At 72.4% G+C, this 14,875-nt stretch carries 9 protein-coding genes and 2 pseudogenes; 3 read left to right on the top strand and 8 right to left on the bottom strand.

All coding sequences use genetic code 11. The annotated features are described in order from the left end of the window. Positions 1–534: 534 nt before the first annotated feature. Positions 535–723: pseudogene (locus GTY58_RS38815) on the bottom strand (toxin Doc); the annotation flags it as partial. Between the two features lie 215 nt (positions 724–938). Next, positions 939–4,031: a glycoside hydrolase family 2 TIM barrel-domain containing protein gene (locus GTY58_RS38810; RefSeq protein ID WP_010988874.1), complete on the bottom strand. Its 3,093-nt coding sequence runs from the start codon at positions 4,029–4,031 to the stop codon at positions 939–941. 289 nt (positions 4,032–4,320) lie between these two features. On the opposite strand from GTY58_RS38810, the gene GTY58_RS38805 reads away from it, so the two are divergent. Beyond that, on the top strand, positions 4,321–6,714 hold the full coding sequence (locus tag GTY58_RS38805) for a SpoIIE family protein phosphatase (RefSeq protein WP_037650947.1): 2,394 nt from the start codon (positions 4,321–4,323) through the stop codon (positions 6,712–6,714). Positions 6,715–6,819: 105 nt separating this feature from the next. Then, positions 6,820–8,079 carry an arsenic transporter gene (locus tag GTY58_RS38800; RefSeq protein WP_037650949.1) on the top strand — a complete coding sequence of 420 codons (1,260 nt, stop codon included), beginning with the start codon at positions 6,820–6,822 and terminating at the stop codon, positions 8,077–8,079. An 8-nt stretch (positions 8,080–8,087) separates the two neighbouring features. Here GTY58_RS38800 and GTY58_RS41780 read toward each other — a convergent pair whose 3' ends face one another. The 3 genes and pseudogenes from GTY58_RS41780 to GTY58_RS38785 all read right to left on the bottom strand — a co-directional run bounded on the left by GTY58_RS41780 (position 8,088) and on the right by GTY58_RS38785 (position 12,326). Beyond that, positions 8,088–10,580 carry a ricin-type beta-trefoil lectin domain protein gene (locus tag GTY58_RS41780; protein WP_306292884.1) on the bottom strand — a complete coding sequence of 831 codons (2,493 nt, stop codon included), beginning with the start codon at positions 10,578–10,580 and terminating at the stop codon, positions 8,088–8,090. A gap of 494 nt (positions 10,581–11,074) precedes the next feature. Further along, positions 11,075–11,371, bottom strand: a pseudogene (locus GTY58_RS38790) (helix-turn-helix domain-containing protein); the annotation flags it as partial. A 67-nt stretch (positions 11,372–11,438) separates the two neighbouring features. Further along, complete coding sequence (locus GTY58_RS38785) at positions 11,439–12,326, bottom strand: alpha/beta hydrolase (protein ID WP_010988870.1); 888 nt, start codon at positions 12,324–12,326, stop codon at positions 11,439–11,441. Positions 12,327–12,663: 337 nt separating this feature from the next. Between GTY58_RS38785 and GTY58_RS38780 the strand changes: the two genes are divergently transcribed. After that, positions 12,664–13,524: an endo alpha-1,4 polygalactosaminidase gene (locus GTY58_RS38780; protein ID WP_037650881.1), complete on the top strand. Its 861-nt coding sequence runs from the start codon at positions 12,664–12,666 to the stop codon at positions 13,522–13,524. A 2-nt stretch (positions 13,525–13,526) separates the two neighbouring features. Here the strand turns inward: GTY58_RS38780 and GTY58_RS38775 are convergent, their stop codons facing one another. The 3 genes from GTY58_RS38775 to GTY58_RS38765 are packed head-to-tail and all read right to left on the bottom strand — an operon-like array spanning position 13,527 to position 14,794. Continuing rightward, positions 13,527–13,796, bottom strand: a complete 270-nt coding sequence (locus GTY58_RS38775; protein ID WP_037650884.1) for a hypothetical protein — start codon at positions 13,794–13,796, stop codon at positions 13,527–13,529. Further along, on the bottom strand, positions 13,793–14,323 hold the full coding sequence (locus tag GTY58_RS38770) for a flavoprotein (protein ID WP_010988868.1): 531 nt from the start codon (positions 14,321–14,323) through the stop codon (positions 13,793–13,795). The genes GTY58_RS38775 and GTY58_RS38770 overlap by 4 nt, the downstream gene beginning before the upstream one ends. Positions 14,324–14,332: 9 nt before the next feature. Then, complete coding sequence (locus GTY58_RS38765; protein WP_010988867.1) at positions 14,333–14,794, bottom strand: nuclear transport factor 2 family protein; 462 nt, start codon at positions 14,792–14,794, stop codon at positions 14,333–14,335. Positions 14,795–14,875: the final 81 nt, after the last annotated feature.

The raw sequence follows: 14,875 nt of genomic DNA, 5'->3' as shown, positions 1-14,875 counted from the left end.
GGTGTGCACGGAGGGGTTTCCTTCCACGGCGCAAGATGGCACACAAAGTTCTGTTCGTCGAAAAGAGTCCGGTTGATGCGGCCCTTCTTGACGGAAGCGTCAGGAAAACGTCCGAGGGCGGAGGCCACGCGGCGGGCCGTCGGCCGATGAGCCTTTTGAGCTCGTCGACAGCCCGGAATAGCGAACAGAGATGCGGACCCGACCGTTTCCCATGCGCAGGAAGGTAACCCTTGCACACGTGACTGACGCCCAACAAGGCACTTGAACAACATCCACACCATTTGAAAAATGGTCAGGTCCACGGAGCAACTCGCGCTGCTCGCACCGGCTTTCGATATTCCATGCGCCCCGTGTGAACCGGGCGCACGCGCCGACGCCCCGCGCACGCTCCCGGCGCGCGGAACTCCGTAGTCCACTGAAAGCGGCCCTTCTCGGAGGCCCCGCGCAGGACGGCGGCTCTCCCGCGCGAAACGGGCCGCCGACCCCGATCCTTCCGCCCTCGGTCGGCGGCCCCGAGGAGGCCGCATCCGCTCGGATCTGCCAGGAACGCAGCCGGTCCGCCGCGCCATAGACGTCCGCCTCGCCGGACATCGGATCGCGGACGAGGTCGACGAGCGCGCCGTACGGCGGGTCGAACCCCACCCCGCTGACGAACATGTGGGTGACCGCCGTGGCGCGGGCGAAGCGGGCGTTGGCGCTCGGCAGGGGCTTGAGCAGGGCCAGGCCCCCGGTGCGGCCCAGGCCGCGAGGTCCGCCTCTCCGAGGTGGGCCCGCAGAACGCGGGCGGCCCGGGCGAGCTGGTGGACGGGGCCGAAGGGGCGAGGCCGGCCGCCCGGCGGCGGTGCCTTCAGAGCGGCTGCCGCACACCGCGTACGTCACCGTGCGGCAGCCGCTCGCGCGGGCGGTACACGCCGACCGCGCGCGAGCGGGGGCTGCCGTCAGCTGGGCGGGACCTCCAGCCGGCTGATCCGTACCGCTCCGTCGGCGGCGCCGGGGTGTGCGCTGGTCAGGACGAGACGCAGCCGTGCGCCGCGTGCCGCGTCGAAGGTGACCACGGTCGGCGCGTCGGACCCGGTGGCCCAGTCCACGGTGGCGCCTGACACGGGCGTGTAGCGGTCACCGTCCCCGACCTGGACCTCGACGGAGGCGGGCCGGGTGTGCGTCGCGTCGACGGTGAAGGACACCTCGACGCGGTCGAAGGCGCGGGCGCGGGCCCAGGTGACCGACACCCAGTCCTCGGGCCGGGCGCCACTGAAGGCGGGCAGCAGAGCCGTGGCCGACTTGGCGAAGGCGTTGGACCAGCCGGTGGTCGGGTCGCCGTCGAGCATGGCCGCGGGGAGGGTGTCGGGGCGGCCGGAGTAACTCGCGTCGGCCGAGGGCGAGTCGGGGGCCGCCGGGTGGTCGGGCCGGAACTCGGCGGCGGGGGTGGTCGCCGTGGAGCGCGCGGGGGTGGTGCGCACGGTCGCGGTGGCCGTACGCAGGCCTTCCGAGCGTGCGGTCACCTTCAGGGTCCCCGCCTTCGTACCGGAGCGCACGATGGCAAGTGCCTTGCCGTGGAAGGCGGTTCGCGTGCTTGCCTGGTAGCGCTCGGCGCTCTCCTCCCGGCCGTTGTCGACGCCGGCGAGGGAGCCGCCGCTCACGGCGAAGGAGAGCAGGTGCTCGGCGTCGGGCACCACCACACCGCGGGCGTCGACGATCTCCGCGGTCACGAAGCACAGCGCCCGGCCGTCGGCGGCCAGTGCCGAGCGGTCGGGGGTGAGGCGAACGGCGTGGGGCGCACCGGCGGTCCGCAGGACGTCGGTGGCGACCGCCCTGCCGTTGCGGCGGGCCACCGCCTTCAGCTCCCCGGGTTCGTAGGGCACTTTCCAGACGAGGTGGAGCTTGCCCGCGCTGCCGTTCGGGCTGGTGTAACTCCCGGGGTGGGGGCCGTCGGTGACCGTCTTGTCGTCGCCGGTGGCCTCCGTCGTCTCCAAGTACGTACGGCCGTCGGTGGTCTTCTTGGTGTCGAACGTCCTGGTGCCCAGGGACTTTCCGTTGAGGAACAGTTCGACGGTGTCGACGTTGGCGTACGCCCAGACCTCGACCGTGTCGCCCGCCTGGTGGTTCCAGCTCATGGGCAGCAGATGGACCATCGGCTCGCTCGTCCACTGGCTCCTGAACAGGTGGTACATGTCCTTGGGGAAGCCGGCCGTGTCGACCGCGCCGAAGAAGGACGCCTTCACCGGGAAGACGTCGTACGGCGTGGGCTCCCCGATGTAGTCGATGCCCGACCACAGGAACTGCCCGGCGAACCACTTCCGGTCCCGGTCCTTCTTGTGCCCGTACTCGCCGCTCATCGTCCAGGAGGCGAGGTTGTTGTCGTACGAGGAGGTCGCGCGCTTGCCGGGCGTGTGGTTCTCGCCCGTGTTGAGGTGCTCGGGCTCCTGGTACGTGCCACGGGTCGAGGTCTCCGACGACGACTCCGACTCGAAGAGGAAGAGGTGGGGGTAGGCGGCGTGCAGGGCGTCCACGGACTTGGCGGTGTTGTAGTTGAGGCCGAGTCCGTCGAGCTTGGCGAGCATGAGGTCGGCCGCCGAGCCCTTGGCCGGGACGTTGCGGTACTTGTCCGAGCCGATGACGAGCGGGCGGGTGTCGTCGGCCGCCTTGATCGCACCGATGATGCGGTCGGCCATGGCGAGCCCGGCGGTGGACGTCGAGTCGGGGATCTCGTTGCCGATGGACCACAGGACCACGGCGGGCGAGTTACGGGCCGCGAGCACCATCTCGGTGGCGTCCTTCTCGCACCACTCGTCGAAGAACCGGCCGTAGTCGTACCTCGTCTTGCCGGTCCGCCAGCAGTCGAAGGCCTCCACCACCATCACGATGCCCAGTTCCTCGCAGACCTCGATCATCTGGGGCGAGGGCGGGTTGTGGGAGGTGCGGAAGGCGTTGACGCCCATGGACTTCATGATGGTCATCTGGCGGCGTACGGCGTCGATGCTGATCGCGGCCCCGAGCGCGCCCTGGTCGTGGTGCAGATCGACGCCCCTGATCTTGGCGTGGGTGCCGTTGAGATGGAAGCCCTCGTCCGGGTCGACGGTGACACGGCGGATGCCGAAGGTGGTGCGGTGGGTGTCGGTCCGCTTGCCGCCGACCCGGAGTTCGGTCTCCAGGGTGTAGCGGTGCGGGTGCGCGAAGTCCCACAACTGGGGCTTCTTCACGGTGAGTTCATGGGTCTGGGTGCCCTGGTCAGCGACGGTCACCGTGGACGTCGTACGGGCGGCGGTACGGCCGTCGGGGCCGACGATCCGGGAGACGACCTGGACCTCGCTCCCGGCACCCGACGCGTCGACGACGGTCGTCCGCACCCGTACGACCGCCCGCTCCTCGGTGATGTCCGGCGTCGTGACGTACGTTCCCCAGCGCCGCACATGCACCGGCTCGGTGACCACGAGCCGGGCCTCCCGGTAGATGCCGCTGCCCGAGTACCAGCGGCTGCTGGGGAGTCGGTTCTGCACCTTGACGGCGATGACGTTCTCGGTGGTGCCGTCGGTGTGCAGCAGGTCGGTGAGGTCGAACGCGAACCCGGTGTATCCGTAGGGGTGGCGGCCGACCTCCGTGCCGTTGCAGTAGACGTACGAGTCCATGTAGACGCCGTCGAACTCGACGGAGATCCGCTTGCCGGCGAGGGCGGACGGCAGGGTGAAGGCGGTGCGGTACCAGCCGAGGCCGCCCGGCAGGAAGCCGGTGCCGCTCGTGGTGCCGTACTGCGTGGTGGGCGTCTGCTCGATGCTCCAGTCGTGCGGGACGGCGACCTCGCGCCAACCCGAGTCGTCGTGGCCGGGGTCGGCGGCGTCGGCGTACGCGCCGGTCGGGTCGGTGATCCCGCCGGGGTTGACCAGCGCGAAGCGCCAGCCGTCGCGGAGGGCGACGGTGTGGCGGCCCGGGGCGCCGGCCGAGGCCACGGCCGGCGCGCCCCCGATGCCCGTGAGTGCGCCGGCCGCCGGAGCGGCCGTACCGGCGATCAAAACCGATCTGCGAGTGACCGTCATGGCGACTCTCCCTCGTTAACGGCTCAAAAGTACTCACAACTGATCGTGAACAAACAGATTCTGACGGAGGAACACTTATGCGCGTCAAGGGTCCGTCCACTCACTTCTGTCTCTCGCGTCGCATCGGCCGGATCGCCACCGCGGCAGGACGGGACGGACGGGCGCCGGCCCGCGGCGCCCGGATGCGGGCCGTGAAGTCATGTTCCGGGTGCGGAATCGGGGCACGCACTAGGCTGGAACCCGTGTGACGCGCCTGTTCACTGAGAGTGTGCGCAAGGGAGTGGCGACGATGAGCCCGGACCTGCCTTCCGGCGGCGAGGCCGCCACGGCTCGGGCTGTCATCGACGAGAGCGGCGTCCTGGTCGACTGGAACGAGGGCGCCCGCCGGCTCCTCGGCTACACGCCGGAGGAGGTCGAGGGCCGTCCGGTCGCGGACCTGTTGGTCCTCGGCGGTGCCGGACATCCGCCGCGGCCGTCCGGCGACCGCTGGAGCGGCACCCTCGAGCTGCGCCACCGCGACGGCCGCACCCTGTCCGTGTGGCTGCTCGCCCACCACAGACAGCGGGCCCCCGCCAACGGCGCCGGGGACTGGCTGCTGGTCACCCCGCTGGGCGGCCTCGGCCCGCGCCCGCAGGACGACCCGTTGATGAGGAGCGCGCTGACCATGTCGCCGTGCGCGACCGCGGTCTACGACACCGACCTGCGGCTGCACGGCATCAACGACGCGATGGCCGACATGATCGGACTTCCGGAGGACCGCATCCGCGGTCTGCGGCTCTCGGAGATCGGCGGCAAGCCCGAGAACGAGGAGATGGAGCGGCACCTGCGCGAGGTGCTCGCCAGCGGGGAGAGACGCGATGTGCAGACGTACATGCGCTCCGGCGGGGAGGAGCGCGCACACGCCTGGCTCGCCCGGCTCGCCCCGCTGACCGACGACGCCGGCCGGGTGCACGGCGCCTGTGTGACCGCCCACGACTTCTCCGACCAGTACCTGGCCCGGGAGCGGCTGCAGCTGGTGAACGAGGCGAGCGTCCGTATCGGCAGCACCCTCGACGTCACCCGCACCGCCCAGGAGCTGGCGGACGTCTGCGTACCGGCGCTCGCCGACTTCGTCAGCGTCGATCTGCTGGACCCGTCGCAGGACGGGGCCGAGCCCTACCCCAGGTCGCTCACCGCACCGGTCTCGCTGCGCCGCGCCGCCCACCAGTCGGTGAATCCCGGCTCCCCCGAGGCGGTGGTCAGGCCCGGACAGGTGGACGTCTACCCCGCCTCCTCGCCGCAGGCGGACTCACTGGTGGCCGGCCGGACGATCGTCGCCCCGGACGACCGGGCCACGCTCGCCGAGTGGCTCGGCTGGGACCGGCGGCGTGAACAGCGCATCCACGAGTACGGCATCCACTCCTCGATGTCGGTACCGATCCAGGCCCGCGGGGCGACCCTCGGGGTGGCCGTCCTGACCCGGTTCCGGCGGCCCGATCCGTTCACGGCGGACGACGTCCTGCTGGCCGAGGAGGTGACGGCCCGGGCCGCCGTCTGTATCGACAACGCGCGCCGGTTCTCCCGCGAGCGCGAGACCGCGCTGGCGCTGCAGCGCAGTCTGCTGCCGCGGACCCTGCCGCTGACAGCCGCGCTGGAGGCGGCGTCCCGCTACCTGCCGGCCGCCCGCGCCGGGGTGGGCGGCGACTGGTTCGACGTGATCCCGCTGTCGGGGATGCGGGTCGCCATGGTCGTCGGCGACGTCGTCGGCCACGGCATCCAGGCGTCCGCGACGATGGGGCGGCTGCGCACCGCCGTGCGGACGCTCGCCGACATCGATCTGGCTCCCGACGAGCTCCTCACCCACCTGGACGACCTCGTCGTACGGCTGTCCGCGGAGGCCGGGCAGGACGGGACCACCGGCGAGGTGGGCGCCACCTGTCTGTACGCGGTGTACGACCCGATCTCCCGCCGGTGCACGATCGCCCGGGCCGGGCATCCGCCGCCGGTGATGATGACGCCGGGAGCGCGGCCGCGGCAGATCAAGCTGCCGGCCGGCCCGCCGCTGGGCCTGGGCGGGCTGCCCTTCGAGTCCGCCGTGGTCGACCTTCCCGAGGGCACCGTGCTCGGCCTGTACACCGACGGTCTGATCGAGAGCCGGGAGCGGGACGTCGGCGCGAGCCACCAGCTGCTGTGCGACGCCCTGTCCGGCTCCCGCGGCTCCTCCCTGAACGAGGCCTGCGACCGGATCCTGCACGCCCTGCTCCCGGCCTGCGGAGTGGCCGACGACGTGGCGCTGTTGCTCGCCCGCACCTACGGGCTGCCCGCGTCCCAGGTCACGACGTGGGACATCCCCGCGGACCCGGCGCTGGTCGCGGCGATCCGCAAGCAGGTGGTGGGGCAGCTGGACACGTGGCACCTGAGCGAGGCCGCGTTCACCGTGGAGCTCGTGGTCAGCGAGCTCGTCACCAACGCGATCCGGTACGGCGACCACCCCATCCGGCTCCGCCTCATCCACGACGCCACCACGCTCATCTGCGAGGTGTCCGACGCCAGCCACACCGCCCCCCATCTGCGCCGCGCCAGGACCTTCGACGAGGGCGGCCGCGGACTGCTCCTGGTCGCCCAGCTGACCCAGCGCTGGGGCAGCCGGCACACGCCCGACGGCAAGACGATCTGGGCGGAGCTCCCGCTGACGTACGAGTGAGGGGCCGGGGCCGGTCGGCCGATGGGACGACCCCGTCGGTGGTGGTTCGTGGCGTACCTGGTTCGATGGGGTGGGAAAGCCGACTGTGTCCGGGAGGACCGAGACCTGAACACCCCGTTCGCCGAGACCCTGTCCATCGGCCTGCTCGTCGCCGTGCTCGTCTGTGCCGTCGTGCGTCCCTTCAACTGGCCGGAGGCGGTCGTCGCGGTGCCCGCCGCCGGGATCGCGATGGCCACCGGAGCGATCTCCTGGGACCACGTGCGCGAGGAGGCCGAGCACCTGGGGCCGGTGATCGGGTTCCTCGCCGCGGTCCTCGTGCTCGCCCGCTGCTGCGACGACGAAGGTCTCTTCCGGGCCTGCGGAGCCTGGATGGCGCGGTGGGCGGCGGGCCGCCCCGGGCGACTGCTCACCGCCGTCTTCGCGCTCGCCTCGGCGATCACGGCCGTACTCAGCCTGGACGCCACCATCGTCCTGCTCACACCCGTGGTGTTCGCCACGGCAGCCCGCATGGGCGCCCGGCCGAAGCCGCACGTGTACGCCTGCACCCACCTGTCGAACACGGCCTCGCTGCTGCTGCCGGTCTCCAATCTCACCAACCTGCTGGCGTTCAGCGCCGCGGGCCTGAGCTTCACCCACTTCGGGGCACTGATGGCACTGCCGTGGCTGGTGGCCATCGGCGCCGAGTACGTGGTCTTCCGGCGTTTCTTCCGCCGCGACCTCGGCACGGCCGCCTCGTCGGCGGCCGTCGACGAGGCACCGCCCGCGATGCCACTGTTCGCGCTGGTCACCGTGGTCTGCACCCTGGCGGGCTTCGTCGTGGCCTCCGCGCTCGGCATCGACCCGGCCTGGTCCGCCCTGGCCGGTGCGCTCGTGCTCGCCGGCCGGGCGCTGGTCCGGCGGCGCGCCACCCCGCTCACCGTGGTGCGGGCCGCGGCACCCGGCTTCCTCGCCTTCGTCCTCGCGCTGGGCATCGTCGTACGGGCGGTCGTGGACAACGGGCTCTCCGACGCCCTCGGCCGCCTGCTGCCCGACGGGACCGGGCTGCCCGCCCTGCTGGCCATCGCCGCGCTCGCCGCCGTGCTGGCGAACCTGATCAACAACCTGCCGGCCGTGCTCGTGCTGCTGCCGCTGACCGCCCCCGCGGGGTCCGGGCCGGTGCTCGCCATGCTGCTCGGCGTCAACATCGGCCCCAACCTCACGTACGCGGGATCCCTGGCCACCCTGCTGTGGCGGCGGATCCTGCACCAGCACGATCACGGCGTCGACCTGAGGGAATTCACCCGGCTCGGCCTGATCGCCGTACCGGCGGCACTCGTCCCGGCCGTGACGGCACTGTGGCTGTCACTCCAGCTCTTCGGCGCCTGACACCAGGGTCATCCCCGGCCACCGCCGCCTCCGCCGTTCCCCGTGCCGGAACCGCCGGAATCGCCGTAGCCTCCGCCGCCGCCGTAACCTCCGCCGGAGTCGCCGGAGCCTCCGGAGGTCGGCCAGCCACCCTGTCCGTTCGACGAGCAGTACGGGTAATAGCACCAGCCTCCGGAGGCGCCCCCGGAGGTGACGGAACCGGTCGACGGCGTACGGGACGACTTCGGCGTGCCGGTCGTGGGCGTGCCGGCCGGGGTGGGCGTCGCTGACGACTTCGCGGACCTGGTCGTCGGAGCGGTGGACTCACTGCCGATGCCCCAGTTGACCGACTGCATCTCCAGATCGTTGGAGGTGTCGGCCAGCCAGCGCTGGGACTCGCTGTCCGTGCGCGGCTTCAGCACGAGCGCGGCCCCGCGGCCGCCGGAGGCGGAGGTCAGGGCCAGGTCCTGGTTCCAGCGCGGCACGAGCGAGCCCTGGAGAGTGAAGTCGTACCGCACGTTCTTCGTCCCTGGCTGGGACTCCCCCGCGCACGCCGCGAGTTGGACCGAGTAGCCGAGGTGGGAGTCCAGACACAGTTCGGGCGCGGCCAGGCTGCGCAGCAGGCCGTCCGTCTCGTACTCCCAGCGCTGGGTCGCGGACGACGTGCAGTCGACGAGCACGGCCTCCGCCCCGGCGACGGCCTTGTTCTTGCCGATGCCGATGCACAGCCCGCTGTCCGCGTTGCGGATCCGTCCCTGGACGGTGCCGCTCGGCGCGGCGGCGGCGGCGCCGACCCAGGGCAGCGAGCCGGAGCTGCCCGACTCCGTGCCGGTGCCGGGTTCGCCGGACGAGCGGCCGGCGGCCGTGCCGCCCCCGCCCGACCAGGAACCGGACCACAGGGCCAGCGGAACGAATACACACGCGCTCACCGTCAGCACGGCGAGGGCGACGTGCCGACGGCGGCGCAGGGCGCGCCGACGTGCCTTGTGCGCCGAACGGGGACCCGCGGGCGGCACGGCGCGCGCCGAACGGGAGCCGTCACCCGGCCCCGCCGCGTGACGCGCACTCCCACCGGTGTCGGTCGACGGGCGCGCGCCCGCGCCCGCGTCGGACGCGTGACGCGCGCTGCCGGTATCGGTCGCCGGGCCCGCACCTGCGTTCGCGTCGGCCGGGTACCGCGCGGTGCCGCCGTGGCCGGGTGCGTGCGGGTCCGCCGAGCGGTGCGGGCTCCTGTTCTCCCGGGGCGCGTGCGGGAGCCCCTCGTCGGGACCGGCGGCGAAGTCCAGCCGCGCGTCGGCCGCGACCGCGAAGTCCTGCGCCGCGTCGGCCACGACGTCCGGCGGTACGTCCGTCCCGAAGCCCGGCGACGTGCCGGCCGCCGGGAACTCGCGTGTTGCGTGGGCCGCGAAGTCCTCCGGCATGCCGGCCGTGAAGTCCTGTGCCGTGTCGGCTGTCTCGGCCGTGCCCTCCGTGCCGTCCGGACCCGTGGCGGCTGCGAAATCCGGCCTGTCGGACTCGAAGTCCGGTGTGTCGGCCGTGAGACCCGGTCTCGCGCCGGCCTGGATGCCCGGTCCCGCGCCAGCCTGGATGCCCGGTCCCGTGCCGACCGTGGGACCCGGTCCCGTGCCGACGGTGGGGCTCTGTCCCGTGCCGGCCGTGGGGCCCTGTCCCGTGCCGGCCTGGAAGTCCCGCGGTGCGTCCGGTCCGAATCCCGCCGATGTGCGGCCCGCCGGAAAACGCGGTGCCGCGTGGGCCGCGAAGTCCTTGGGCATGCCGGCCGTGGGATCCGGTCCCGTGTCGGCCGTGAAGTCCATGCGGGCGTCGGCCACGACGGCCGGCGGCGCCGCGGCGGTCGGGCGGCCCGCCGCCTTCTCCACGGTCCCGGGCGCGCGTTCGCCCCGTGAGTCGAGGTATTCCCGCGCACCCCAGCCGAGCACTCCTTCGGCCAGCAGTACCGGGAGCCGGTCGTAGAAGCGGTTGAGCTGTTCCGCGGCGCACCGGCAGTGCGCGCAACCGGCCATGTGGTCGCTCAGATCGGGGTCGAGGGCATCGTCGCCGCGCCGCAGCGAGACGTCGAGTAGACGCGCGTAGCGTCGGCACTCGTCCCCGGCGGCGAATTCCCGGTGGACGTCGAGGCAGCCCTCACGGAGTTGTTCGCGGGCCCGTTCCAGTCTCACGGCCGCGCCGTCGGCGTCGAGGCCCAGCAGGGCGGCCGGTATGTCGATGGCCTCGCCCTCCACCTGGGTGTGCCACAGCAGGCAGCGGGCGGGTTCGGCGAGTCGCTGGAACGCGCGGGACACGAGCCGTCGGTTCTCCGGCGGCAGGAGCCGGGCCGCGGCCCGGCCCGTCGCCCCGGGGTCGGAGCGCAGTTCGGGATGGAGCAGTGGCCGGCGGTGGTCGGAGTCCCATTCCGCCGCGATCCGGCGGATCGCGACGAGCAGTTGGGGACGCCAGGCGGCCGTCGGGCCGCCCTGGCGTGCGGCTTCCTCGAACAGCCTGGTGAACGCGGCCGTGGTGAGCATTCCGGCGGGGTGCGCCCCGTCCGTGCACAGTCGCGCGTAGGAGAAGGCCTCCTCCCAGTGCCGGGCGAGGAGTTCGCTCACCGGATAGTGCACGGTCCGCTTCCCGGCGAACTTCTTCAGCTCGGCCGCGAGTTGCTCGTCCGTCACCTCGTGCGACGCGGCGGGGTCGGGGGAATTCGACCGGACCCCATCATTCACGTCCACTTTCCTCCAAAGTTCCGCAGGAAATAGTCCAGACCATTGGACGCACTGCCCGACCGGCAACACGGAGGCAGCATCCTTGTGGGGGTCCGACATCCCGAACACCCGTCCCGGACGGCTCTTTCGAAGCGGGCGGCGAACAGGAACGCCGTAGACGCGCAGCGGAAAAATCAATTGACCGCGCGCTGACGATCACACTTTTGCACAGGTCACCGAGAGTCAACAAGCGCCCTCCTCACTTTCCACAATTCATGCGGGGGCCATGAAGTTGACGAAAGGTCAGCCGGTTCGCCCTACGGCGGGAATTCGGGTAACGTCCCGTCCCCCTTCTGCCCGGAATTCAGGGACCGTTGCGTTCGAGGCCGGTCCGGTAGACGGCCGAGCGGGCTTCCGTAGCGTTGCCGGAATGCCCGGCCGAAGGGGAACGGGTCGGCGAATCCGGAGGCGGCGGCCACGCGCTCGACGGACAGCTCGGTGGCTTCCAGGAGCCGTGCGGCGTGCGGCAGCCCGGCGTCGCGCAGCGCCCGCATCGGGGACCGGCCGAGCGGCTCGGCGACGAGGTGCGCGAGACGGGACGGCGAGAGCGACACGCCGCCGCCAGCCGGCTCGGCAGGTTCGGGCGGCGCCCCCGTCCAGCGGGCTTCGGTACGGCCGGCGTCAGGAGGCGAAGTCGAGGATGGCGTCGGCGACCGCCCTCGGGTTCTCCAGCAGCATGTCATGTGTGCTGTCGATCTGAGCGAGCGTCACATCTGGTCGCTGGGCGGCCAGTTCGGCGAGGTCGCGGGCGAGCCCTCGGGCGTAGGCGGCCATCAGGTCGTCGAACCACTTCAGTCCCGGGACGGACGCCGCGGGCCGCAGAGCGCAGCCGAGCAGCAGGGGGCGGGTCATCCGCCGGAACAGGGCGAAGAGGTCCAACGACTCGATGAAGTCCAGCATTTCCAGCGCGTGCCTGCGCTCGGGGCGCACCTCGAGGCCGCCTCCGGGCCGTTCGCGGACGGAGCGCAGTACGCCCGCCTCCAGCAGCTCGTACGGGATGCCCAGCCGGTCCGACGTCGCCCGCTCCCGGGCGAGCAGGTCCTTGAGTCCGCCGGCGAGCAGGGGCTGTCCCCAGGTCGCGGCGGCCAGTTTCGGCAGCCGCCGGCGGTGTTCCGCCACAAACTCCGCGTCGAGCCCGACGTACTGGTCCGGTCGCCCCCACCCGTATCCGTCGAGGTTCACCGCGCCGGGTGTCACCTCCGGGTGCTCCAGGGCGTACAGCACCGCGATCATGCCGCCGAGGGAGTGGCCGACCGGCAGCGCGCCGGGGATCCCGTACTCCTCCATGACCGCTTCGATGTCGCCCAGCACCTCGGGGAGGCTCCACGGCCCGGACGGGGACAGACCGTGGCCGCGCAGATCGACGGACAGCACCCGGTGCCGCGGTACGAGGAGCGGGGCGACGGCGGCCCAGTCGGCGAGGGTGCGCCGGGCGCCGTGCAGAAGGAGCAGGGGTGAGCCGTCGCCCCCGTGGTCGTGGACGGCCAGCGCGATGCGGTCTCCTGTCATGTCCTGACAATAGACCGCGGGTCAGGGTTCCACGGGAAGGTTCACCCGGCCGGGGCGCGGGGCTCCATGAGCGGACCGAGCGCCGGCGGGGCGTCGCCGTGTCGCGCCCCCGTCGGGCGACCGGCCGCCCGCGCGGTGGCGTGATCGTGACCACGACGGCGGCACGGCCTTGACGCGGGCCGTCGCGAACGGCTTTGATCTTGGCGTGCCGGGCCGCGCGCTCCGGCACACAGAGGTGCGCCCAGCCGGTAGCGGAGTCACGTCCAAGCCCGGCCAGAGTCGCCAGGAACGCCGAAGCGTCCGAGGCGGGGTCGTACTCGCGATTGATGGAGCGGACATGCCCGTCAAGCGTGTTGCCCGTGCCGCAGGAGCCGGCACGGCCGCCGCGCTGATGGCCCTCACGGCGCTCGTGGGCTGCGGTGCCGACGGAGGCCCCACCGACGCCTCCCCGAAACCGAAGCCGGACGCCACGGCCACCGCGCCCACCTCCGTCCGGCTCCCCCCGCTCCACGCCGGTTTCGACTACCAGATCGGCGGCGCCTACCGCCCGCCGTCCGGCGTCCGCGTCGTCAGCCGCGACCGTGCGGCCTCGCCCGCGCCCGGCCTCTACAACGTCTGCTACGTCAACGCCTTCCAGGCCCAGCCGAGCGAGCGGGGGAAGTGGCCCGCCGATCTCCTGCTGCGGGACGCGCGGGGCAAGGTGGTCATCGACCGCGACTGGGACGAGCCGCTGCTCGACATCGGCACGGCGGCCAAGCGCGAGCGGGTGGCGGCGCGCGTCAACCGCTGGATCGACGGCTGCGCCGCCAAGGGCTTCGACGCGGTCGAACCGGACAACTACGACAGCTACACCCGCTCCCGGCACCTGCTCACCGCCCAGGACGCCACCGCTTTCGTCCGCCTGCTCTCGGCCCACGCGCACGCCCGGCACCTGGCCATCGCGCAGAAGAACACGGTGGAGCTGGCCGGGGTGAGAAAGAAGGCGGGGCTCGACTTCGCGGTGGCGGAGGAGTGCGGCGCGTACGACGAGTGCGGGGCGTACGCGAAGGCGTTCGACGACCGGGTGCTCGTCATCGAGTACACCGACAGCGGTCTGCGCAAGGCCCGTTCGGGCTACGGCGGCCGGTTGAGCATCGTGCGCCGGGACGTGCTGGTGTCGACGCCCGGCAGCACGGACTACATCCGCCGGACCCGCTGACGTCAGGCCGCGACGACGCGGGCGACCGTACGCCGTCGGCTGCTGCTCGGGGCGGCCTCGCCGGCCGCCGTCCCTGGCTGCGCGGCGGCGCCGGTGTGGACGGCCGGGTCACCGTGGAGCCGCGACCGGGCCGGAGCGAGGCGGGCAGGAAGACCGTGGAGGTCGTACGCGCCCACGGTGACCACCTCCGGCCGGAGCAGCGCGCGATGCTCCGGCCACTGACGGCAACCGGCCGTCCTCGCCGCGGCGTCGGGGGCCGCGGGCACCGTCATCGGCCGTCGAGCAGATCCAGGGCCCGCTCCCACCGGAACTCCGGGCGCCGGCCGTCCTCCCCCACGTCCCCGGAGTACGGGTCGCCGAACCGCACCCCCATGCCCCGCAGCCGCTCCAGGCTCGCCCGGTATGCGGGGTGGGCCGTCAGCGCCGCACTCACGCAGGGCAGGACGGCGATCGGGACACCGAGTCCGTACGCCTCGCACAGGGTGCCCAGCGCGAGGGTGTCGGATATGCCCGCCGCCCACTTGTTGACCGTGTTGAAGGTGGCGGGCGCGACGACCACGGCGTCGGGTGCCGGGAAGGGGCGCGGGTCACCCGGGGAGCGCCAGGCCGAGCGAAGCGGGCGGCCGGTCCGCGCTTCGACCGCGGCGGTGTCGAAGAAGCCCGTGGCGAGCGGCGTCGCGATGACGCCGACCTGCCAGTGGCGCTCCTGTGCCGCGGTGATCAACTCACCGACGTCCGCGGCGATTCCGGCGGCGCAGACAACGAGGTAGAGGAAGGGCTTCTCGGCCTGTTCAGTCACGCGGGAACCCTACTGAACGGGGAAGGACCGCCCTCGCTCCGCTTCCGGCCGGGGCCCGAGGATCCGCCGCTCCCGCTCCTCGATCCGCACGTCGTGGATGCCGGCCTCCCGGCGCGTCATCAGTCCGTGCTCGTCGAACTCCCACAGCTCGTTGCCGTACGAGCGCCACCACTGGCCGTCGGCGTCCTGGCACTCGTACTGGAAGCGGACGGCGATGCGATTGCCGTCGAAGGCCCAGAGGTCCTTGCGCAGGGCGTACTCCCGCTCGCGCGCCCACTTGGCCGTCAGCAGTTCCACGATGGCGGCGCGGCCGGTGACGAAGGTGTCGCGATTGCGCCAGACCGAGTCCGGCGAGTAGGCGAGCGAGACCTTGTGCGGGTCTCGGGTGTTCCAGGCGTCCTCCGCGGCCTGGACCTTCTGGGCCGCGGTCGCACGGGTGAAGGGCGGCAGGGGCGGGCGGTCGTCGGTCATGGGATGCCTCTCCGTCTGACGGGCCGAACATGGAGAACGTACGTTCTCAGGACCCTGGCTGCTAACGTAGAGAACGATGGT

The sequence above is a fragment of the Streptomyces sp. SID5469 genome, from assembly GCF_009862865.1.
In the GTDB taxonomy this organism is placed as follows: domain Bacteria; phylum Actinomycetota; class Actinomycetes; order Streptomycetales; family Streptomycetaceae; genus Streptomyces; species Streptomyces avermitilis.
Note: the sequence above shows the minus strand (reverse complement) of the source record. Positions and strands in the feature narration are given on the sequence as shown.